Source organism: Nocardiopsis dassonvillei subsp. dassonvillei DSM 43111 (assembly GCF_000092985.1).
Lineage (GTDB): Bacteria > Actinomycetota > Actinomycetes > Streptosporangiales > Streptosporangiaceae > Nocardiopsis > Nocardiopsis dassonvillei.
Genome location: NC_014210.1, coordinates 1,203,095 through 1,224,276, shown reverse-complemented (window position 1 = coordinate 1,224,276; position 21,182 = coordinate 1,203,095). Strand labels below are relative to the sequence as shown.

The window sequence follows — 21,182 nt, the reverse complement described above, 5'->3', positions numbered from 1 at the left end:
ACCTCCGCACCCCCGGTTCGGCGGGCCGAGCGGGCGGGCGTTCACCGGTCCGGGACGGCCTCAGACGGGACGGCGGTCCGCGAAGCGGCGCGCCACATAGGGCATCGTGCCCCCGTGCCGCAGGTAGGCGACCTCGTGCCCCGAGTCCAGGCGCAGCAGCACCGTGTGCTCCCGAGCGCTCCCGTCGGCCCCGGTGACCCTGAGGACGAGCGGCGTCACCCCCACCCCGATCCCGCCGAGCCCGAGGACGGTCAGGCGCTCGCCGCCGTCGAGCCCCAGGTCGGCCGCGGTGCTCCCCTCGGGGAACAGCAGCGGCAGGACCCCCATGCCGATGAGGTTGCTGCGGTGGATGCGCTCGAAGCTCTCCGCGATCACCGCCCGCACGCCCAGCAGGGCCTGGACCTTGGCCGCGACGTCGCGGCTCGACCCCGTCCCGTAGGACCGGCCCGCCAGGACCACCAGGTCCACCCCGGCCTCGCGGTAGGTCGCGGCGGCGTGGAAGACCGGTTCCACGCGCGAGCCGTCGAGGACGCGGGCGTGCCCTCCCCTGCCGCGTTCGCCCTCCGGCAGGAGCAGGTTGGCCACGGCCGGGTTGGTGAAGGCGCCGCGCAGCATCACCTCGGGGTTGCTGCGCCGGGTGGAGTACTGGTTGAGGTCGCGCGGTTCGGTGCCCCGTTCCCGCAGGTAGGCACCGGCCAGGCTGTCACGGGGGATGGCCCCGGCCGGTGAGATGTGGTCGGTGGTGACGTGGTCGCCCAGCCACAGCAGGACCCGGGCGTCCTCGACCCGGACCTCGCTGCCCGGTTCGGGGCGCACGCCGGTGAGGTAGGGCGGTCGGCGGATGTAGGTGGAGTGTTCGTTCCAGGGGAAGTGCGTGCTCCCGGCCGCGTCCAGCGCCCGCCACTGCTCGGTGCCCTCCCAGACCTCGGCGGCGTTCTCCCGGAAGGCCTGCGGGTCGACCGCCTTCTCCGCGACGCGCGCGACCTCCTCGTCGTCGGGCCACAGGTCCGCCAGGTGCACCGGGTTCCCGTCGCGGTCGTGGCCGAGCGGCTCGGCGGCGAAGTCGTGCAGGACCGTTCCGGCCAGGGCGTAGGCCACGACGAGGGGCGGCGAGGCCAGGTAGGCGTGCGAGACGCGCGGGTTGACCCGGCCGGGGAAGTTGCGGTTGCCGGACAGCACGGCCGCGGCCTCCAGTCCCTCCCCGGCCAGTCCCTCCAGTTCGGGGACGAGGGGGCCGGAGTTGCCGATGCAGGTCATGCAGCCGAAGCCGACGGTGTGGAAACCGGCCGCCTCCAGGGGCTCCATCAGCCCGGCCTTCTCCAGGTAGCCGACCACCACCCGCGAGCCCGGGGACAGGGTGGTCTTGACCCAGGGCTTGACGCGCAGGCCGCGTTCCATGGCCCGTGCCGCGAGCAGACCCGCCTGGATCATCAGCGCGGGGTTGGCGGTGTTGGTGCAGCTGGTGATGGCGGCGATGCCCACGGGTCCGCGCGGGAGGGGCTCGCCGAAGACGTCCTCCCCCGTCGCCGCGCCCGAGGCGCCGTCCGTGCCGGGGCGGGGAGCCGGGACCGGGTCCGGGTCCGGGTCCGGGGCCGAGTTCAGATCCGAGGCCGCGGCCGGGCCCGCGTCCGTGCTCGCGCCCGCCACCGTGTCGGGGGCCGGAACGCTCTCCGGCGCGGACGCGGTCTCCAGGAAGGACGCGGGCACCCGGGACAGCGGAACGCGCTGGTCGGGGCGGTGCGGCCCGGCCAGGCAGGGCTCCACCGCGCCCAGGTCGAACTCCACGAGCCGGTCGAAGCGCGGCTCCGGGGAGTCCGCGCCGCGCACCAGCCCCTGGGCGCGCATGTAGGCGTCCACCGCCTCCACGTGCCCGTCCTCGCGCCCGGTCAGGAGCAGGTAGTCGCGGACCTCGCGGTCGTAGGGGAAGTAGGCGCACGTGGTGCCGTACTCGGGCGCCATGTTCGCCACCGCCGCGCGCGCCGACCAGGACAGGCCGTCGATCCCCGGCCCGCAGAACTCCACGAACGCGTCCACGACGCCGGTCGCGCGCAGCAGCTCGGTCAGCGTCAGCGCCAGGTCGGTGGCGGTGACGCCGCGCCGCAGGCCCCCGGTGAGCCGGACGCCGACGACCTCGGGGAAGTTGAGCATCACGGGTTCGCCGAGCATGGCGGCCTGCGCCTGGAGGCCGCCCACACCCCAGCCCAGGACGCCGATGGCGTTGATCATCGGCGTGTGGCTGTCGGTGGCCACGAGGACGTCGGGGTGCAGGAGGTCGGGGCCGTCGCCGCCGTCCTCGCGCCAGACCACGCGGGCGAGGGTCTCCATGTTGACCTGGTGGATGATGCCCCGGCCCGGGGGGACCACGCGGAAGCCGCGCACGCTGCGCTCGGCCCACTTGACGAACTCGTACCGCTCGGCGTTGCGGCGGAAGTCGATGTCGAGGTTGCGGGCGAAGGCGGCCACCGAACCGTGCGCCTCGGCGATCACGGAGTGGTCCACGACCAGGTCGGTGGCGATCACCGGGTTGACGTCCGCTGCGTCGCCGCCCAGTTCGGTGACCGTGTCGCGCAGGGCGGCCAGGTCGGTGAGCGTGGGCAGGCACGTGGTGTCGTGCAGCATCATCCGGTTGGGGTGGAAGGGGACCTCGCAGTCCCCTCTGCCCGAGCGCACGCGGGCGAGCACCGCGGGCAGGGCCTCGGGCGCCCGGCGGGCCACGTTCTCCACCAGGACGCGGACCGTGTAGGGCGCGCGGTCCAGCTCGTCGGGGGTGAGCAGCCGGTCGAGCGCGACGTAGCGGAACTCGCTTCCGGCCGCGTTGAGTACCGCTGTCGCGGCGGTTCTGGCGGTTGTGGCCACGGATTCGTCCATCGTCCCCCCACGCTGGTCCTCGGGTGCGCCGGTTCCCGGAGCCCCATGATTGTTCTAGCAAAGAGACTAGTACAAAGTAGAAACACCTGGCGGAGCCAGCCCCTGGGAGCGGCCGCCCGGCCCTTCGAGGCATCCCGCCAGGTCGCGACCGCCCCTCGCCCTCCGCCACACCCTTGTACTCGCAGCGGGCTTGGACGCCCGAACCTCGCCACAACCACGAGACCACCTGCGTCGGAACGCCGCGCACCGCGCCGGCCGCGCCCCCGCCGACCCCCGACCCCACGCGGGGAGAACCGGGAGGCTCCCGAGGGGTGACGAGCACTGATCTCGGGTCCCGCATATTGCACTCGCGTTCATCTTGGTGCAATATCTCCAGGTGTGTGCCCCGCCTCACGAGGCACACGTCACACAGGGACCGGGCCCCGGCACCGGTCACTCGACCCGTGGGGGACAGCAATGCAGATAACGGCTCCGAGCCGACGCGAGGCGATCGCGGGTGCGATCGGAGCGGTCGCCCTCGCCGGTGCCCTGGTGGAGGTCCGCGCTGGCGAGACCTCCCGTGAAGCGGGTACGGGCGGTGGGCGCCTGGAGATGGTGGTTCCCGCCGCGGCGGGCGGCGGCTTCGACACCGTCGCCCGGCAGACGCAGTACGCGCTCCAGCAGAACGGCCTGGCCAGCGGGGTCGAGGTGCTCAACCTGCCCGGTGGCGGCGGCACCGTCGGCCTCAACCACACGGCGCAGCAGAGCGGGCGCGGGGACGTGCTCATGGTGATGGGCAGCTCGATCCTGGGCGGCATCGAGATCACCGGTTCGCGGACCACCCTGGCCGACGTCACGCCCCTGGCCCGGCTGGCCGAGGACTACATCGTGGTCGCGGTCCGCCAGGACTCCCCGCTGCGGACCCTGGAGGACCTGGCCGCGGCCTGGACCGGGGCGCCCCGCGACCTCGTGGTGGGCGGGGGCGCCATCGGCACCTCGGACCACCTGCTGGCCGCGCTGATGCTCGACGGGCTCGGGGTCTCGCCCTCCGAACTGAACTACATCGTCTACTCGGGCGACGGCGAGGTGCTCACCTCCCTGCTGTCGCACACCTCCGACATCGCGGTGTCCAGCTACAACGGCTTCCAGTCGCAGATCGAGGCCGGGGAGGTGCGGGCGCTGGCCGTCTCCGCCGCCGAACCGCTGCCCGGCGTGGACGTCCCCACCCTGCGCGAGGCGGGCATGGACCTGGACCTGGCCAACTGGCGCGGCCTGGCCGCGCCGGGCGGGCTGGACGAGGACCAGCGCGAGGTCCTGCTGGACCTGACCCACGCGCTGGTCGGGACGCCGGAGTGGCAGGAGGCCGTGGAGCGCTTCGGGTGGCGGGAGGCGTTCGTCGCCGGGGAGGACTTCGACGCGTTCCTCACCGAGGAGACCGCGCGCCTGGAGCAGATCATCGAGGGATTGGGACTGTCGTGACCCGAGAAAGACCCGCCGGGGTGCAGTCCCCGGACACCGACGCGGAGACCGGCACGGACACCGGGCCCGGGGCAGGCGCCGCCGCCCCGGAGCCCGCGGCCGACCCCGCGTTCGCCGCCCTCGGCACGGCGCTGGCCGTGCCCGCGGTGACCCTGGTGACGGCCCTCTTCCTGCTCGTGGGCGGCATGGTGATCCGCGTGCCGGAGAGCAGCGGCTTCCTGGGCCCGCAGTTCTTCCCGCTGACCGTGGGCGCCCTCTTGGGCGTCACGGCGTGTGTGGCGGGGGTGCGCGCGGTCCTGGCCGTGCGGCGCTCCCCGTCCGCCGAAACGACGGGGACCGCGGCCGCTCCCACCACGGCCGCCGAGGCCGCCCCCGACGCCGTTGCCGCTGCCTCCGACGCGAAGAGCGAACACGGCGACTGGCGCACCCTGGGCGTCATGGCCGCGACCCTGACCGCCCACGTCCTGCTGCTCCAACCGCTCGGCTGGCTGCTCTCGGGCACCCTGCTCTTCTGGGGCGTCAGCTTCGCCCTGGACCGGCGCTCACCCCTGCTGGACCTGTGCGTGGCCGTGGCCCTGGCCGCGATCGTGCAGATCTGCTTCTCCGGCCTGCTGGACGTGTCGCTGCCCAGCGGCCTGCTCGGAAAGGTCCTGTGAACACCGTGGACACCTTCTCCCTCCTGATGTCGGGGTTCGCCGAGGCCCTGACGCCCGTCAACCTGCTGTGGTGCCTCCTCGGCGTGGTCCTGGGCACGGCCGTGGGCGTCCTGCCGGGGCTGGGCTCGTCCATGGCGGTCGCCCTCCTGCTCCCCCTGACCTTCCTGCTGGAGCCGACCGCGGCGTTCATCATGTTCGCGGGCATCTACTACGGCGGGCAGTTCGGCGGCGCGACCACGTCCATCCTGCTCAACACCCCCGGGCAGAGCTCGTCGATCGCCACCGCGTTCGAGGGCCACGCCATGGCGCGGCGCGGCAGGGCCTCCCAGGCGCTGGCGGCGGCGGTGATCGGCTCCTTCGTGGGCGGCATCGTGGCCACGACCGTGGTGGCCTTCTTCGCCCAGCGCATGGTGGTCCTGGCTCTCGGGTTCGGACCGGCCGAGTACTTCGCGCTCGCCGTCCTGGCCTTCGTGTGCACCGCCGCCGTCGTGACCTCCTCCCCCCTGCGGGGCATCACCGCTCTGGGCATCGGCCTGACGATCAGCGTGGTCGGCATCGACGACCAGAGCGGCGCGATCCGCCTGACCCTGGGCGTCCCGCAGCTGCTGGACGGGGTCAGCATCGTCGTGATCACGGTCGGACTGCTGGCCGTGGGCGAGGTCCTGCACACCGGGTTCCGGCCGAAGCGGGCCGCCGCGGGCCAGTTGGTGGCGTCGGGCACGCCGTGGCTGGGACGCGCGGACCTGCGCCGCTCCTGGAAGCCCTGGCTGCGGGGAACGGCGCTGGGCCTGCCCTTCGGCGTGATCCCCGCCGGCGGCGCCGAAATCCCCACCTTCCTGTCCTTTGGAGCCGAGAAGGCGCTGGCCAGGCGGCGCGGCGACAGCGAGTTCGGCCGGGGCGCGATCGAGGGCGTGGCGGGTCCGGAGGCCGCCAACAACGCGACCACGGCGACCGCGATGGTCCCCCTGCTCGGGCTCGGCCTGCCCACGTCCGCGACGGCCGCCGTGATGCTGGCGGCGTTCCAGCAGTACGGGATGCAGCCGGGACCCCTGCTCTTCGAGCAGGAGGGCGACCTGGTCTGGGCGCTGCTGGCCAGCATGTTCATCGGCACGTTCCTGCTGCTGGTGATCAACCTGCCCTTCGCGCCGCTGTGGGCGCGGCTCCTGCGCCTGCCCCAGCGCCACCTGTTCGCGGGGCTGATGGTCTTCGCCACGGTGGGCGTGTACTCGGTCAAGGGCTCGGTGTTCGACGTCGTCCTGCTGTTCGCGGTGGGCGTCCTCGGGCTCCTGATGCGCAGGTACGACATCCCCGTGGCGCCGGTCCTCATCGGCGTCATCCTGGGGCCGCTGGCCGAGAGCGAGCTGCGCCGGGCGATGGCCGCGAGCCAGGGCGACGTGTCGATCCTGTTCGACAGCGGCATCGCGGTCGGCATCTACACCATCCTCGTGGCGGTGGTGGCGGTCTTCGCGGTCAAGCGGGTGCGGGACCGGCGCCGGTCCGCGACCCCGGCTGCCGAGCGCCGGGTGGACACCGTGTAGAACCAGATGGTCACGTCATCGGATGTCCCCGGGGAACCCCCAGCCCCCGGGGCGCCGTTGCGCCGGACGGGGAGTACACGGACGAGGGGGAGAGAACGTTGGGAAGAGGCCGCGTCAGGGGGGCGTCGTGGCTCTGGCCGCTGTTACTGAGCGTCATGTTCACCCACACCGCGCTCAACCTCGCCCGTCCCCTGGTCTCGTACCGGACGATCGCCCTGGGCGGTGACGCCGTGGCGGTGGGCCTGGTCACCGCCGCCTACGCGCTGCTGCCCCTGCTGGTGGCGGTCCCGCTGGGGCGGGCGACCGACCGGTCCCGGCGCATGGCGTGGATCGTCGGCCTGGGCGCGGCGGTGCTCGGCGCGGGCTCGCTGCTGCTGGCGTACGGCACGGACCTGTTCGCGATCGCCGCGGCCAGCACGGTGCTGGGCATGGGCCACCTGCTGTGCATGGTCGCGGGTCAGGGGCTCATCGCGCGCCTGGCCGCACCGGGGAACCTGGACCGCGACTTCGGGTGGTTCACCGCGGCGGCCTCCCTGGGCCAGCTCGTGGGCCCCCTGCTGTCGGGTGCGATGCTGGCCGACGCCTCGGGGGACGCGCTGCTGTCGGCGACCTCCTCCGCCCTGCTCGTCGCCGCGGTGACCGGCGGACTGGGGCTGGTGCCGATCCTGGCCTTCGTCCGGGTTCGCATGCCCGCGCCCTCGCGCAAGAAGGGGTCGGAGAGGACCCCCGCGCGGGAACTGCTGCGCAGGCCGGGCCTGCCCTCGGGGCTGTTCGCCAGCCTCGCGCTGCTCTCGGCCGTGGACATCCTCACCGCCTACCTGCCGCTGGTCGCCGAGAACCGCGGCATCCCGCCGATGACGGTCGGCGTCCTGCTGAGCCTGCGCGCGGGGTTCTCGCTGCTGTCCCGCCTGGTGCTGTCCCGGCTGGTGCGGCGCTGGTCGCGCGAGACGCTGATCGCGGTCAGCGCCGGGGCCGCGGGCCTGTCGATGGCGGCGGTGGCCCTGCCGGTCAGCAACGTGTTCGTGCTGGGGGCGGTGCTGGCCGTCGGGGGGTTCCTGCTGGGTCTGGGCCAGCCGCTGACGATGTCGGCGGTGGCCACGGCAGCCCCGGAGGGCTCGCGCGGGGCCGCCCTGGCGCTGCGGATCTGGGGCAACCGGCTCGGGCAGGTCGGGATCCCTGCCGTGGGCGCGGGGGTCGCGGGCGCGGTGGGCGCGCCCGGGGCGCTGTGGTTCGCGGCGGTGGTGCTCGTGGCGTCGGCGGTCACGGCGGCCAAGCAGATCTGATCCGCCCCGGGGCCTGCCGGGAAGCGTGAGGCACTAGATGCACGCGGGATGTCCCGGCCGCGCGAGACAGACACGCACGAGACGCCAGATGCACATGGAACGCGTGGGTTCTCCGGTTGCTCCGGGGCGTGCGGAATCACCGTGCCTGCCGGGCACTCCGCCGGTGCCCCGGTAGGTTGGCGAGGGGCGCGTGTCCCGTGCCCGGGCAGCAGGTCAGAACCGGTGAAGGTGGTCGCGCCCATGCAGTCAGCCGTCCCACGGGAGCCCGGCCCCCTGGAGGAGGCCGCACAGGCCTTCACCGGTGTGCGCCCGCGCCTGTTCGGTATCGCCTACCGGATGCTCGGCAGCTGGGCCGAGGCCGAGGACCTGGTCCAGGAGGTCTGGCTGCGGTGGCAGAGGACGGACCACGGCGTCGTGGAGGACCCCGCCGCGTTCCTGGCCACGATCACCACGCGCCTGGCCATCAACGTCCTGAAATCGGCCCGGGCCCGCCGTGAGGCCTACGTGGGACCGTGGCTGCCCGAGCCCGTGGACACCGGCGCCGACCCCGGGGTCGGCGCGGAGCGCGGCGCGGCGGTCGAACTCGCCCTCCTCCTGCTCATGGAGAAACTCACCCCCACCGAGCGCGCCGCCTACGTCCTGCGCGAGGCCTTCGACTACCCCTACGACCGGATCGCCGCCGTGGTGCGGACCGGCGAGGCCAACGCCCGCAAGCTGGTCAGCCGCGCGCGCGGGCACCTGTCCGAGGGCCGGAGGGAGCCGGTGAACCCTCGGGAGCACCGGAGACTGGTGGAGGCCTTCCTCACCGCCGCCCAGGCGGGCGACCTGGCCGCCCTGGAGGAGATCCTCGCCGAGGACGTGGTCAGCCGGTCCGACGGCGGGGGCCGGGTGCGCAACAGCGCCCGCGTTCCCGTCACCGGCAGGGACCGCGTGGCCAGACTCCTCCAGGCCTTCGCCCCGCGCTTCTGGCCGGGCTCGCGCACGGAGATCGCGGAGATGAACACCAGACCCGGCCTCGTGGTGTCCCGGGGCGGGACGCCCTTCGCGCTGCTGTCCGTCGACGCCTCGGCGCAAGGCATCCACCAGCTCCTGTGGGTGATGAACCCGGGCAAGATCGCCTCCTTCCAGCGCTCCTCGCGGGGCGTCATCGGCGCCCCCGGGAGCCCGCCGGGAGCCGGGGGCCTGTCGGACGCCGGGGAACCGGCCTGCTGAGCGGCGCCAACGGCGCCATGGCATTGGTGCCAGGTGTTCCGGCGCGCACACACGCCCCGGCAGGCACACGCGCCCCTGCTGGCCTTTGCCCACCACGCGGCCACGGCCGGCAGCCGGTTTTCAGCGTCCCTCGGTGAGGCCCTCTCCCCCGGGCCGCCCGCCCGTGTCACACACGCGGCCGCTGCCCTGTCCGAGTGGGTGAGGGCCGCACCGGTTGTCCGGACCGCGGCGCTCACGCGCCGTTCGCGGCAGGCGCGGCGGAGGGACCCGCCAGCCGCCCGCGACGGCCGCTCGGTCGGCGTACCGGGGCCCCACGCGCCCCGGACGCCACAGGTTGTCAGGCGTAGGAGGTAACGATGAAGATCGTGGTCGTCGGCGGTACGGGCCTCATCGGCTCGCAGGTGGTCTCCCTGCTCGGGGAACGGGGCCACGAGGCGGTCGCCGTCTCCCAGTCGACGGGCGTCGACGTGCTCACCGGCGAGGGGCTCGGGCAGGCCCTGACGGGCGCGGACGCGGTCGTGGACGTGACCAACTCCCCCTCCTTCGAGGACGGGGCCGCGCTGGACTTCTTCACCCGGTCGACGAAGAACCTGACCGCGGCGGGACGGGAGGCGGGGGTGGGCCACCACGTCATCCTGTCCATCGTCGGCGTCGACCGGGTTCCCGGGCTGGGCTACTACCGGGCCAAGGTCGCCCAGGAGGAACTCCTGGCGCGGAGCGGGGTGCCGTACAGCATCGTGCGCGCCACCCAGTTCTTCGAGTTCGTGGACTCGATCATGGCGTTGACCACGGACGGCGGCACCGTGCGCCTGCCCTCCACCCTGATGCGGCCCATCGCCTCCGCCGACGTCGCGGCCGCGGTCGCGGACACGACGCAGGGGGAACCGCTGAACGGACGGCGCGAGATCGCCGGGCCCGAGGTGCTGCGGCTCGACAGGCTCGGGGAGATCACCCTGGCCGCACGCCCGGACGGGCGCTCCGTCACCACGGACGAGGGCGCCGGGATGTTCGCGGGTATCCCGGACGGCGTCGTCAGCGGTGACGGCTCCGTGCCCACCGCGACCACGCGGTACGAGGACTGGCTCCGGCGGTCCTGACCCGGACCACCGGTCCGCCCGGGCCCGCACCGGGTCGCGTACCCGGCGCGGGCCCGCGCCCCCGGTCGGCGTCCGGACGACCGGAGGGGCAGCGGGGGCGGGCGTACGCGCGCGGACCCCGCGCGCTCCCCCCTGTTCGAACACCCCCCGGAGGCGTACGATGGGACGTTAGGTGTGTCGGCAGTCGGGTCCACCGGCCCCGGCGTCTCCACGGAACCAGGCAACGTGAACCACCCCGCCCCCTCTCCCGCACAGCGCGTCTACCGTTCCCGGACCACCAGACAGGCCGTCCACGACTGGTGCTGGGACAGGCTCAACGCCCAGTCCCCGCTCACCCCGCTCGCGACCGTCCCCTGTTCCCTGGGCGTCACCCGCGTCTTCACCGCCCCCGGAGGCCCCGGCACCCCGGTCCTCGTGCTCCCCGGGTCGGTCCTGAGCGCGGCCACGCTCCTGGACGCCGTCCGCGTCCTGTCCGAGGACCGCCCCGTCCTGGTCGCCGATCCGCCCGGACAGCCCGGGCTCAGCGACGGCGACCGGCCCCTGGTCGAGCGTCCGGCGTACTACGGCGGCTGGCTGGACGAGGTGCTGCCGCAGGTCACCGACCGCCCGGTCCTGGTCCTGGGCCACGGCATCGGCGCGGCCATCGCGCTCTCGGCCACCCCCGGGCCCCTGGTGGCCGGACTCTGCCTGGTCAATCCCGGCGGCCTGACACCGGCGACCGGCGGCACCGGCCTGGCCGCCGCCCTGGTGCGCTGGAGGTTCCACCCCGACGCCCGGTCCAGCTCCGCGCTGCTGCGCGCCATGTGCGGCCCCGGCTCGGCCGAACCCCGGAACAGCACCCTGCTGGAGTGGACGACCCTGGTCGGCCGGTCCTGCCGCGCGGTCAACGTGCTGCCGCCCCGGCCGCTGCGCGCGGAGGCCCTCCACCACTGGCGGCGGACCCCGGTCACCGTCGCCACCGGGTCGCACGACCCCTTCTTCTCCCCGGACCTGCTGTACAGCCCGGCCCTGCTCTTCCTGGACGCCGCCGTCCACACCGTCCGGGGCGCGGGGCACCTCGCGCTGCGCGAACGCCCCGACCTGGTGCGGGACCTGCTGCGGGGGTTGCCCAGCGCCTGAGGCCCCGGGCGCGCGACGCGCCCGGGGCCCGTGTGACCGAGCGGATCAGGCCCCGGTGTCGGGGCCCGGCTCCTCGGGGGCCTTCAGCGGCTTGACCAGCGCCCAGCCGCCCATGAACACGGCGAAGGCCAGCATGCCCAGACCGGACCACAGGTTCAGGTTCGTTCCGCTCTGCTCGATCTGCTCCGGCGCGGCCGCGAACCCCATGGCCGTCAGCACGACGCCGTAGATGGCGAACAGCAGCGCGATGATCGTGCGGATGTCGAAGACCCGGGAGGCGGTGCGGCCCTTCCTCTTTCCGGGGCTGTCAGCACTCATCGGATGACCTCCTCAGCTTGTCTCAGCACGGTGCACCTCTCGGGGTCGCTCAGGCGAAGATGATGTTCAGGACGATGACGAGCACCAGGGCGATCCCGGCCAGCAGCCCCGGTCGGCGGTACCAGCCGGCGTCCTCACCGGTGGTGGAGGCCTTGCGCGACTCGCGCGGGGTCAGCGAGTGCACCAGGCCCACCAGCTCGGAGTCGGGCTTGGGCCGGGTGAACATGGTGACCACGACGCTGACGAGGATGTCGACCACGAAGGCCGCTCCCGCGCCGACGAAGCTCGCGCCCTGCGCCGACAGGGCCAGTACTCCGGTCTCGGCGAGCAGGAACACGCCCACGGCGGCCAGGGTTCCCGCCGCCAGGCCGCTCCAACCGGCGTGGGGCGTCATCCGCTTCCAGTACATACCGAGGATGAACGTGGCGAACAGCGGCGCGTTGAAGAACGAGAACAGCTGCTGCAGGTAGTCCATCAGGTTGGAGTAGCCCGAGGCGATGAACGCCGTGCCCACGGCGCCGACGGTGGCGCCGACCGTGACCCACCGGCCCATGCCCAGGTAGTAGGAGTCGGGCCGGTTCTTGACGACGTAGGCCTGCCAGATGTCGTACGTGAACACGGTGTTGAACGAGCTGAGGTTGGCGGCCATACCGGCCATGAACGACGCGAGCAGACCGGCCAGGGCCACGCCCAGCAGACCGTTGGGCAGCACGTCGCGCATCAGCAGCAGGATCGCGTCGTTGTAGTCGACGCCGGGGTTCTCACCGGCCTTGAGCTGGACCATCTCCGAGACGCTCACGCCCGCGATCATCCCGGGGATGATGACGATGAACGGGATGAACAGCTTGGGGAAGGCGCCGATGATGGGGGTGCGCATCGCGGCCGACATGCTCTTGGAGGCCATGGCGCGCTGCACCTCGACGAAGTTCGTCGTCCAGTAGCCGAACGCGAGGACGAAGCCGAGGCCGAAGACGATGCCGAGGATGCTCAGGAAGCTGTCGCCGAAACCGGTCAGCGCGTTGCCCGGCCAGGCGGAGAGCTGTTCGGCGCCCTGCGGGGAGGCGGTGACCTCCTCCACCAGACCCGACCAGCCGCCGACCCGGTTCAGCCCCGCCAGGGTCAGCGGCAGCAGCGCCGCGACGATGACGAAGAACTGGAGCACCTCGTTGTAGATCGCCGCGGAGAGCCCGCCCAGCGCGGTGTAGCTGAGGACGATCGCGGCGGCGACCAGGAGCGACAGCCACAGGGGCCAGCCCAGCAGCGCGTCCACGATGGTCGCCAGCAGGAAGAGGTTGACGCCCGCGATCAGGATCTGGGCGACCGCGAAGCTGATCCCGTTGAGCAGGTGGGCGGCGGTGCCGAAGCGGCGGAGCATGAACTCGGGGACGCTGCGGACCTTGGAGCCGTAGTAGAACGGCATCATGACCAGGCCCAGGAACAGCATCGCCGGGACGGCGCCGATCCAGAAGTAGTGCATGGTCGGCATGCCGTAGTTGGCGCCGTTGGCCGACATGCCGATGATCTCGATGGCGCCGAGGTTGGCCGCGATGAAGGCCAGACCCGTCACCCAGGCGGGCAGGGAGCGCCCCGACAGGAAGAAGTCGAGGCTGTTGGAGACCGAACGCCGGGCGATGAAGCCGATGCCCAGCACGAACGCGAAGTACACCGCGAGCAGGGTGTAGTCGATGGCGTTGGCGTCCAGCCGCAGGGAGTCCTGTGCTAGCACGGTCACGTCGGCTGGTCCTCTCTCGACGCGGCGGCCCCTGCGTGGAAGGCCTGTTCACACCTTCGGACGTGGTGCGCCCGGGTCACCACCGGATCTCGGGCGACGAAGGACGCGGCGTCGCGAACCGGTACCCGTATCTGCACCTCAGGACGGGGTGCGCCCATGTTCTTACTCCGTTCACGCATGTGCACCGTGCACATGAGGACCATTCCCCACATTTTTCCACGGAACCAAACATTAACCATCAAGGTAAGCAACCATCTTGCACAAGCACCGGCGTGTCAAGGGTCTGGCGCCGCCCTGTTCGGGGTGGCACCCGCGGTCCCGCCGTGGGTCGCGGCACCGCGGGGAGCGGCGTCACGGGAGCCTTCTCCTCGGGCGCCGGGGGCAAGGGGCGCCTGTGCACCTACCCCGCCGGAACGCGCCTATCGTGTGCTTCCGGGGCTGTTTCTCATGAAATGCCGCCGCCGGAAACGGCTCGGCGGCGCCGGGAACGCCGGAGGCGGACAGTGCGCGAAGGAGGGTTGACGCTGCGCGACCGCGACCTTACGATGCACGCACGGTGACGGAGCGCACCCGCCACCGCGCACGATGCCCGCCGCCCCCGTCCCACGGCACACGACCCCCGGTGCCGACACGGACTCCTGGCGGACCACCCCCGCACCCGGGCGGGCCGAGGGCGGACCGCGACGCGCGGCCCGTTCCGCGCCCGCACGACCCCCCGTTCCGTGGCCGCAGCACGCCGCGCTCCCGCGACACCCGTTGTTAGCGCTAACAACACATGGGTGACACGCCCTCGCACGGCGACGCGGAACCCGTCTCCCCTGGTGCCGAGGCACTTCTCGGGCCGGGGCGCCCGCGGTCCGGGGCACTCCGCGACCCGGAACCCGGCGTCGCCGCGGCACCCACCCCCCAGAACCGAGCCCGAGGAGGCTCCCCATGACGGAACACCCGCACACCCTCTCCCGCCGCAGAATGCTGGGCTCCGCCCTGGCCGCGGGAGCGCTGGCCGCGACCACGACCGCCGCCGACGCGGTCGGCGCCCGGCCCGCGGCGGCCGCCGACTACCCCGGACCCGGCCATGTGACCGGCGACGTCCGGGTGCACGACCCGTCCTTCGTCAAGCGGCCCGGGGGCGGCTACCTGATCGCCCACACCGGCGACGACGTGGCCCTGAAGACCTCCGCCGACCGGACCGCCTTCCGCGACGCGGGTCCGGCCTTCCCCGGCGGCGCCCCGTGGACCAGCCCCTACACGGGCGGCGCGCGCAACCTGTGGGCCCCGCACCTGTCCCACGCCGACGGGCGCTACCGCCTCTACTACTCCGCCTCGACCTTCGGCTCCAACCGGTCCGCGATCTTCCTGGCCACCAGCACCAGCGGGGACTCGGGCACCTGGCGCGACGAGGGCCTGGTCATCGAGTCGTTCCCCTCCGACGACTTCAACGCCATCGACCCCCATCTGGAGGTGGACGGCCAGGGCCGCTGGTGGCTGGCGTTCGGCTCGTTCTGGTCGGGGATCAAGATGGTGCGCATCGACCCGGCGACCGGCAAGCGCGGCGACCGCGTCCTGCACTCGATCGCGGGCCGCGGCGGCGACGCCGTCGAGGCGCCGACCCTCTTCCAGCGCGACGGCTGGTACTACCTGTTCGTCTCCTTCGACCTGTGCTGCCGGGGAGCGGACAGCACCTACCGCATCATGGTCGGCCGCTCCACCAGCATCACCGGCCCCTATCGCGACCGCGCCGGAAGGGCCATGACCGCGGGCGGCGGCACCGAGGTCCTGTCCGGCCACGGCGGCGTGCACGGCCCCGGCCACCAGGACGTCTTCGCCGACACCGACCACGACATCCTCGCCTACCACTACTACGCCGACGACGGCACGGCGCTGCTGGGCGTCAACTGGCTCGGCTGGGACTCCGCCGGATGGCCGTACGTGCACTGACACCGGCCCTGGAACGCGGCGAGGGGTCCACCTGACGGTGGACCCCTCGCTGACCTGCTATTCCTCTGTCGGGACGGCGGGATTTGAACCCACGACCCCTTGACCCCCAGTCAAGTGCGCTGCCAAACTGCGCTACGTCCCGTTCGTCGAGCGGTCACCTTTTCCGGCCCCGCCGACGCAGAAGACTCTACCGCATCCGCCGGGGCGCTCGCACCGGGAAAACCCGCCCGGCCCCGGCCGCGACGGCGGCACGGGTGGGCAAGATCGGTCAGGCGTCCGGGCGCCTCCGGTGAACATACTGGTTGCCATGACCGAGCCCACCCCAGGCCGGGACCGCCTGCGCGAACTGCTCGACGCGGTCCTGGACGAGGAGAACACCCGCCTCACCGACATGGCGGACCACGCCTTCGCCTCACCGTTCCACTTCACCCGCAGACTGACCCGCGACACCGGGGAGTCGCCGGTCGCGCTGCGCCGCCGGGTGCTCCTGGAACGCGCGGCCTGGCAGATCAGCCAGGGCAGCAGCGTGACCGACGCCGCATTCGCGGCCGGATACGAATCGGTCGAGGGGTTCACGCGCGCCTTCGGACGCGCCTTCGGGCACCCGCCCAGCGCCACCACGGCGGGCAGCGGCACGTGGCTGTCCGCGCCCAACGGCATCCACTTCCACCCGCCGATCCACCTGTGGATCGAGGACAGACCCAAGGAGCGGACCGGCATGGACCTGATCGCCCTCCAGGTCCACCACGACGTGGACGACACCGCCCACCTGATCCGCCTCGCCGGACAGCTGTCCGAGGAGGCCTACCGGCGGGTGCACTCACCCGGGCGGACCGTCCTGGAATGGGACGGGCCGGAGGAGTCCGTGGCCGCCGTGCTCGACCACCTGGTCCGGGCCAAGGAGATGTGGCTCGCCTCGATCGACGGCGCCGACCTGCCCGAACGGGGCGCGGACGGCCTGGAGGCGCTGGCGGAGCGGCACACGCGGGCGGGGGCGCGCTGGATCGCCGCGATCGACGACATCGGGCGGCGGGGCGCCTGGGGCGACCGGCTGATCGACGCCCTGTGCGATCCGCCCGAGAGCTTCGTACTGGGCAGCGTCGTCGCGCACGTGCTCACCTTCTCCGCCCACCGCAGGCAGCTCGTGCGCCACATGCTGCGCGCGGAGGGCCTGGAGGTGGACCACGGCGACCCCATCGAATGGCTTCAAGACCGACACCACGACGGAGGTACACGATGAGCAAAACGGTTTACAACACCGCGACGAGCCTGGACGGCTTCATCGCCACCGAGGACCACTCCCTGGAGTGGCTGTTCGCCGCCGACGGGGACGATGCCCTGAACGAGACGGAGACCTTCATCCGCGAGGCGGGCGCGATCGTGTCCGGTGCGGGCACCTACGAGTGGATCCTGAAGCACGAGGGCGACAAGCCCTGGCCCTACCAGGTCCCCACCTGGGTGCTCACCCACCGCGACCTGCCCGGGATCGAGGGCGACGTCCGCTTCGCCAGCGCCGACACCGACCAGGAGCTGCGCGACCTGCACGCCGAGGTGGTCGAGGCGGCCGACGGACGTGACGTGTGGCTGATCGGCGGTGGCGGCGTCGCCGCGGACCTGGCCCGGCTCGGCCTCCTGGACGAGGTGGTCGTGTCGGTCGCGCCGGTCACCCTGGGCGCGGGTTCGCCCCTGCTGGCCGGGCGCGTGGACCTGAGGGTGCTGGACGTGCACCGCGCCGGTGACTTCGCGTGCATGCGCTACGAGGTCGTCCGCCCCTGACCCGGGGGTTTCCGGGGCCCGCCGCCACCGGCCGGGCCCCGGGACCCACGCCTCACCCCCGAACCGCCCGCGCACCACCAGCCGGGTCCTGGAGACCCGGACCTCATCCGCGGCCCCGGCGTGAGTTCCCCGTGGAAGCGCCTCCGCCGCCCCGGGACGGGAGGCACGGCTCCGAGCGCCGCCGCCGACGAAGTCCCGGCGGCGCCCCTCAGCCGCCGTCCAGCTCGCGCAGGCGCGCGGCGGCACCGGCGATCTCGTCCTCGGTGAACACCGCGACGCCGTCGTCCGCGAGCAGCCGCGCGGTGACCCCCTCGCCGGGAACCCCGCGCCCGCCGAAGGCTCCGTCGTAGACCCGGTGCACCCCGCAGGAGGGGCTCGACTCCTTGAGCACCGCCACCACCACGCCGTGCGCGCGGGCGGTGGCCAACGCCGCCCGGGCCCCGTCCACGAAGTGCCCGGTCACGTCCCGCCCCTCGGGGGTGAGGATGCGCGCGCGGCCCGCGAGCACGTCGGCGGCGGTCGCGCCGGGCTCGATCTCGGCGGGCGGGCGGGGCACCGGGAGGCCGCCCGCGACCTCCGGGCAGTGCACCACCAGGCGGCCCTCCTCACGCCAGCGGGCGACCACGTCGTCCTCGACCGGCTTGGCGCGCCCGTCGTAACGCACCCGGCGTCCCATCAGACACGCGCTGACCAGCACTCTGCGCATGGACCCCCCTCTCGGCCGCCACCACGCTACCGGGACGGCGAGACGGGCAGAGCACGCGCTCCCGTCGGCAGCGCCCCCGCGGCGCTCCGGACGTCCTCCCCGTCGGCGTGCGCCACGCCCGCCCGTACGGGGGCCTGATCCGTGCGCGGCGGAAGCGGCGCCGGGTGTCCGGAGGGAGGGCACGCCCGCGGGTCCCGATCCGCAGCGGGGCGGAGCCGGCCCCGGGAGTCCGTGGGAACCGGAACAACGGGGACTCCCCCGCCAGTGTCCCGCGGTGCCGCTATCCGGCCCCGCCGGGCGGGGTTCCCCCGTCGTCCTGGACGTGCTGTCGCAGCACGTCCATCAGGACCGAGGATCCCTGGAGGTTCTCCATGAGCCGGTCGACCGTCATGAGGGCGATCCCCTGCTGGGGGTCGCCGAGGACCAGCAGCTTGTCGCCGGGGGAGATGCCCAGGTCGCGGCGGGCCTTGGCCGGGATCGCGATCTGGCCGCGTTCGCTGACCGTCACCGCGCCGTAGAAGCCCCGGCCGCCGGGTCCGTAGGAGGCGCCGTCCTGCTCCGCAGTCACCCCGCCACCGCCTTCCCGTACGTGTTCCGCACAGCGTACCAAGCGGGCCGTGTCCGCTTGCGGTCACGATCACAGGGCACACGATATACATGCTTTACATGTAATAGCATGTACCCCACCCCGCCGAGGAGGATCCGTGACCGCTCCCGCGCCCCGTGCGCTCGCCCCGGACCTGGCCAGGGGCGCCATGCTGCTGGCCATCGCCTGCGCCCACGCCCCGCTGTTCGTCCTGGCCGTCGACCACGGTCCCGCCCTGGCCAACGGCGCCGCGCTCATCCTCCACGAGCTGTTCGTGGGCAACCACGCACGCCCGATGTTCGCCTTCCTGTTCGGTTACGCCCTGGCGCAGACGCTGGACCGGCGGGTCGCAGGCGGGGCCGACCCGGTCGGCGTCCGCGCCCTGCTGCGCCGCAGGGGCCGGTGGCTGCTGGCCTTCGGCCTGGTCCACACGCTGGTGGTCCCCCTCGACATCCTCGCCGCCTACGGCGTCGCCTCCCTGCTGCTCGTGGGCCTGCTGCGGGCGCGCTCGACGACCCTGCTGTGGGTCGCGGGCCTGGCCCTGGTCCCCGGCACGGCGCTCTCGGCGATCCCCCTGGGACTGGCCCTGTCCCAGGGCGTCTCCACCTTCGACATCGGCTCCGTGGCCCCGCCCCCCGGATCCGACCCCGGCGCGCTCTACCTGGAGCGCCTCCCCGGCACGCCCTTCGCCCTGGCCGTCGGAACGGTCCTGGTCGCACCCGGGGTGGTCGCGGGCATGTGGGCGGCGCGGCACCGCCTCCTGGAGGAACCCGAGCGCAACCGCGCCTTCCTGACACGCGTCGTCATACTCACCACGGCGGTCTCCGTCGCCGGGGCCCTGCCCTCGATCCTGGTCCAGACGGGCGTGTGGAGCGCCCCCTCGGCCGCCGCGCAGTGGGGCACGGCCCTCCTCCAGCCCCTGACGGGCTACTTCGGCGGCGTCGGGATGGCCGGGATCGTCGCGCTGGCCGCGATCCGGGCGGCCCGTACCCGCGGCGTCCTGACCACCGCCCTCCAGGCTCTGGGCCAGCGCTCCCTGAGCTTCTACCTGCTCCAGAGCGTGGTCTTCCTCGCGGTCTTCTCACCGGTGGGCCTGGGATGGCAGGACCGGCTGGGGCTGGCCGGGGCCTTCGGCGTGGCCGCCGCGACCTGGCTGGCGTCGCTGGCCGCCGCCGAGCTGATGCGGCGCGCCGGCTACCGCGGTCCGGCGGAGAACCTGCTGCGCCGCCTCACCCGCCGGGCCGCGCCCCGAGCCCCGCGGGAGGCACCCTCCTCGGCCTGAGCACACGCCGGGGCTCCGCCTCGGACCCGGTGCACCCCGCAGCAGGGACTCGACTCCTGGCCGCCAACACGCTACCGGGACGGCGACACGGACAGAGCACGCGCTCTCGTCACCCAGGGTGATTAAGTGGGTACACCAGGACCGCTGGGCAGCGAGGGGGAGACGTGAACGAGCCGCAGCCGCAGGGGCGGACGGCCCTGACCACGGACCGCAGGGCGACGCGCAAGGCCGTGGTGGCCGCGGCGATCGGCAACGCGACCGAGTGGTACGACTTCGGCGTCTACAGCTACCTGGCCGTCACGATCGGCCTGGTGTTCTACCCGGCGCAGACCCAGGGCACCCAGCTCATCGCCACCTTCACCACCTTCGCCGCCGCCTTCCTGGTGCGGCCCCTGGGCGGGCTGTTCTTCGGCCCCCTCGGCGACAGGATCGGCCGCAAGCGCGTCCTGGCCTTCACGATGCTGCTCATGGCGGTGAGCACGTTCTCGATCGGGCTCATCCCCTCGGCCGCGAGCATCGGCTTCGCCGCGCCCGTGCTGCTGCTGGTCGCGCGGATGCTCCAGGGCTTCTCCACCGGCGGCGAGTACGGCGGCGCCACGACCTTCATCGCCGAGTACGCGCCCGACCGGCGGCGCGGCTTCCTGGCCTCCTGGCTGGAGTTCGGCACGGTCAGCGGCTACGTCGGCGGCGCCACCGTCGTCACGGTGATGACCCTCCTGCTCGGTTCGGACACCATGCAGGACTGGGGGTGGCGCGTCCCCTTCCTGGTCGCGCTGCCGCTGGGCGCCGTCGGCCTGTACCTGCGGGTGAAGCTGGAGGACACCCCCGTCTTCGAGCAGAACACCGGGGGCTACGCCAAGGACTCCCACGGCGGGCACCGCGAGGGACAGCTGCGGGCGACGGTCGTGGACCAGTGGCGCCACATCCTGCTGTGCGTGGGCCTGGTGATGGTCTTCAACGTCAACAACTACGTCCTGACCGCGTACATGCCCACCTACCTGGAGGCGGAGCTGGGGTACGGCCCCACCACGGCTCTGGTGCTGACGCTGGCGGCGATGGTGCTGATGCTGTTCGCGGTGACCGGGTTCGGACACCTGAGCGACCGCGTGGGGCGCAGGCCCGTGCTGCTCTCGGGCAGCCTGTTCTCGATCGTGCTGGCCCTGCCCGCCTTCTGGCTGCTGCAACAAGGGGGCCCGTGGACGGTGGCCCTGGGCATGGTGGTGCTGGCGGTGACCCTGGTGCACTTCTCCGGCGGCGCGCCCGCGGCGCTGCCGGCGTTCTTCCCCACCAGCGTGCGCTACGGCGCGCTGGCCATCAGCTTCAACGTGTCGGTGGCGCTGTTCGGCGGCACCACCCCGCTGGTCGCCGAGGCGCTGGTGCAGGCCACCGGAAACCTCTACGCACCGGCGTGGCTGGTGATGGTCGCGGGAGTGGTGGGGCTGGTGGTGGTGTGGCGGATGAAGGAGAGCGCGAACCGCCCGCTGCCCGGCGCCCCCGCGATCCCCGTCCCCGGGGAGGAGGGGGGCCGACCGCCCCGCTCCCGCAAGGGGGGAACGACGGGGAGCCACCCGCCGCAGGGCAACGTCCGCCGCCTGAGCGGGGAGGCCTGACCC

17 protein-coding genes and 1 tRNA gene are annotated in these 21,182 nt (G+C 73.2%); 12 read left to right on the top strand and 6 right to left on the bottom strand.

What is annotated here, in order from left to right:
* Window positions 1-60: 60 nt before the first annotated feature.
* Window positions 61-2,856, bottom strand: a complete 2,796-nt coding sequence (gene acnA, locus NDAS_RS04990) for an aconitate hydratase (protein ID WP_232051641.1) — start codon at window positions 2,854-2,856, stop codon at window positions 61-63.
* 468 nt (window positions 2,857-3,324) lie between these two features.
* On the opposite strand from acnA, the gene NDAS_RS04985 reads away from it, so the two are divergent.
* From NDAS_RS04985 to NDAS_RS04955, 7 genes are all read left to right on the top strand, one after another.
* A complete protein-coding gene (locus NDAS_RS04985; protein ID WP_013152049.1) occupies window positions 3,325-4,326 on the top strand; it encodes a Bug family tripartite tricarboxylate transporter substrate binding protein in 1,002 nt (333 codons plus the stop codon).
* Window positions 4,323-4,982: a tripartite tricarboxylate transporter TctB family protein gene (locus tag NDAS_RS04980; RefSeq protein WP_013152048.1), complete on the top strand. Its 660-nt coding sequence runs from the start codon at window positions 4,323-4,325 to the stop codon at window positions 4,980-4,982. The genes NDAS_RS04985 and NDAS_RS04980 overlap by 4 nt, the downstream gene beginning before the upstream one ends.
* A gap of 5 nt (window positions 4,983-4,987) precedes the next feature.
* Window positions 4,988-6,520, top strand: a complete 1,533-nt coding sequence (locus tag NDAS_RS04975) for a tripartite tricarboxylate transporter permease (RefSeq protein WP_197724943.1) — start codon at window positions 4,988-4,990, stop codon at window positions 6,518-6,520.
* Between the two features lie 155 nt (window positions 6,521-6,675).
* Window positions 6,676-7,803 (top strand): MFS transporter, encoded by a 1,128-nt coding sequence (locus NDAS_RS04970; protein ID WP_049800286.1) that lies wholly within the window; start codon window positions 6,676-6,678, stop codon window positions 7,801-7,803.
* A 240-nt stretch (window positions 7,804-8,043) separates the two neighbouring features.
* Window positions 8,044-9,015 carry an RNA polymerase sigma-70 factor gene (locus tag NDAS_RS04965; protein ID WP_013152045.1) on the top strand — a complete coding sequence of 324 codons (972 nt, stop codon included), beginning with the start codon at window positions 8,044-8,046 and terminating at the stop codon, window positions 9,013-9,015.
* A 356-nt stretch (window positions 9,016-9,371) separates the two neighbouring features.
* A complete protein-coding gene (locus NDAS_RS04960; protein ID WP_013152044.1) occupies window positions 9,372-10,112 on the top strand; it encodes an SDR family oxidoreductase in 741 nt (246 codons plus the stop codon).
* 225 nt (window positions 10,113-10,337) lie between these two features.
* On the top strand, window positions 10,338-11,231 hold the full coding sequence (locus NDAS_RS04955) for an alpha/beta fold hydrolase (RefSeq protein ID WP_013152043.1): 894 nt from the start codon (window positions 10,338-10,340) through the stop codon (window positions 11,229-11,231).
* A gap of 45 nt (window positions 11,232-11,276) precedes the next feature.
* On the opposite strand, the gene NDAS_RS04950 is transcribed toward NDAS_RS04955, so the two are convergent.
* Both NDAS_RS04950 and NDAS_RS04945 read right to left on the bottom strand, forming a co-directional pair.
* Window positions 11,277-11,549, bottom strand: a complete 273-nt coding sequence (locus tag NDAS_RS04950) for a hypothetical protein (protein ID WP_013152042.1) — start codon at window positions 11,547-11,549, stop codon at window positions 11,277-11,279.
* 49 nt (window positions 11,550-11,598) lie between these two features.
* Window positions 11,599-13,281, bottom strand: coding sequence for a sodium:solute symporter family protein (locus NDAS_RS04945; protein WP_013152041.1), 1,683 nt, complete (start codon window positions 13,279-13,281; stop codon window positions 11,599-11,601).
* Window positions 13,282-14,214: 933 nt separating this feature from the next.
* Between NDAS_RS04945 and NDAS_RS04940 the strand changes: the two genes are divergently transcribed.
* Window positions 14,215-15,219: an arabinan endo-1,5-alpha-L-arabinosidase gene (locus NDAS_RS04940; protein WP_013152040.1), complete on the top strand. Its 1,005-nt coding sequence runs from the start codon at window positions 14,215-14,217 to the stop codon at window positions 15,217-15,219.
* 68 nt (window positions 15,220-15,287) lie between these two features.
* On the opposite strand, the gene NDAS_RS04935 is transcribed toward NDAS_RS04940, so the two are convergent.
* Window positions 15,288-15,361: transfer RNA gene (locus tag NDAS_RS04935), tRNA-Pro, on the bottom strand.
* Window positions 15,362-15,526: 165 nt separating this feature from the next.
* On the opposite strand from NDAS_RS04935, the gene NDAS_RS04930 reads away from it, so the two are divergent.
* Together NDAS_RS04930 and NDAS_RS04925 are read left to right on the top strand one after the other, a co-directional pair.
* Window positions 15,527-16,459 (top strand): helix-turn-helix domain-containing protein, encoded by a 933-nt coding sequence (locus NDAS_RS04930; protein ID WP_013152039.1) that lies wholly within the window; start codon window positions 15,527-15,529, stop codon window positions 16,457-16,459.
* The gene (locus NDAS_RS04925; protein WP_013152038.1) at window positions 16,456-16,995 is read left to right on the top strand and encodes a dihydrofolate reductase family protein; all 540 of its coding nucleotides are present in this window, start codon (window positions 16,456-16,458) and stop codon (window positions 16,993-16,995) included. The genes NDAS_RS04930 and NDAS_RS04925 overlap by 4 nt, the downstream gene beginning before the upstream one ends.
* Before the next feature lie 208 nt (window positions 16,996-17,203).
* Here NDAS_RS04925 and NDAS_RS04920 read toward each other — a convergent pair whose 3' ends face one another.
* Together NDAS_RS04920 and NDAS_RS04915 are read right to left on the bottom strand one after the other, a co-directional pair.
* Window positions 17,204-17,701 (bottom strand): DUF523 domain-containing protein, encoded by a 498-nt coding sequence (locus tag NDAS_RS04920; RefSeq protein WP_013152037.1) that lies wholly within the window; start codon window positions 17,699-17,701, stop codon window positions 17,204-17,206.
* A 280-nt stretch (window positions 17,702-17,981) separates the two neighbouring features.
* Window positions 17,982-18,269, bottom strand: coding sequence for an AbrB/MazE/SpoVT family DNA-binding domain-containing protein (locus tag NDAS_RS04915; RefSeq protein WP_013152036.1), 288 nt, complete (start codon window positions 18,267-18,269; stop codon window positions 17,982-17,984).
* 136 nt (window positions 18,270-18,405) lie between these two features.
* Here NDAS_RS04915 and NDAS_RS04910 point away from each other — a divergent pair, with 136 nt between their 5' ends.
* On the top strand, window positions 18,406-19,569 hold the full coding sequence (locus NDAS_RS04910) for a DUF418 domain-containing protein (RefSeq protein WP_013152035.1): 1,164 nt from the start codon (window positions 18,406-18,408) through the stop codon (window positions 19,567-19,569).
* Window positions 19,570-19,733: 164 nt separating this feature from the next.
* Window positions 19,734-21,179, top strand: a complete 1,446-nt coding sequence (locus NDAS_RS04905; RefSeq protein WP_013152034.1) for an MFS transporter — start codon at window positions 19,734-19,736, stop codon at window positions 21,177-21,179.
* Window positions 21,180-21,182: the final 3 nt, after the last annotated feature.